Source organism: Aquabacterium sp. UBA2148 (assembly GCF_002328915.1).
In the GTDB taxonomy this organism is placed as follows: Bacteria; Pseudomonadota; Gammaproteobacteria; order Burkholderiales; family Burkholderiaceae_C; genus Aquabacterium; species Aquabacterium parvum.
This window is the reverse complement of sequence record NZ_DCXA01000284.1, coordinates 3,153-3,617: the sequence shown is the minus strand read 5'-3', so window position 1 is coordinate 3,617 and position 465 is coordinate 3,153. Positions and strand designations below refer to the sequence as shown.

The following is a 465-nucleotide window of genomic DNA, read 5'->3' as shown; positions in this document are numbered from 1 at the left end:
GAGCCGATGAGCTGCCTTCGGTGCTCGAGTTGCGCCGCCAGGTGATTGGCGCCGACCTCCATTGGGACGACCATGCCTACCTGCGCTGGCGATACCAGTTCGGTGCCGAGGGACAGGGCTTGGCGACCTGCTGGGTCTGCACCCTGGGCGAGAGGGTGCTGGGCATGATCGGCGTCGAGCCCCTGCGCCTGCAGGCCGGCGAACAAGTGTGCGATGCCCAGGTGACGATGGACATCATGGTGCGCCCGGAGCTCGACGGTGTGGGCCTGGGTGTGTGGATCAACCAGGCCATTTGCGAGCGCCTGGGCTGCGTGCTGGCGGTGGGCTCCAACCCGAATTCGCGCGGCGTCATCGCACGCACCTTCGAGCCCCTGCCCGATCGCCGCAGCCATGCCCACCCACTGAACTTCGGCCACTTCATGGCCAAGCGCCTGTCGCTGGGCTGGCTGGCGGCGCTGGCAGCCC

General features: G+C 68.4%; 1 protein-coding gene. It reads left to right on the top strand.

Annotated features, from left to right (window positions below; all coding sequences use genetic code 11):
- On the top strand, positions 1-465 hold a 465-nt coding region (locus tag B2W70_RS15860), incomplete at both ends, for a hypothetical protein (RefSeq protein WP_286747125.1).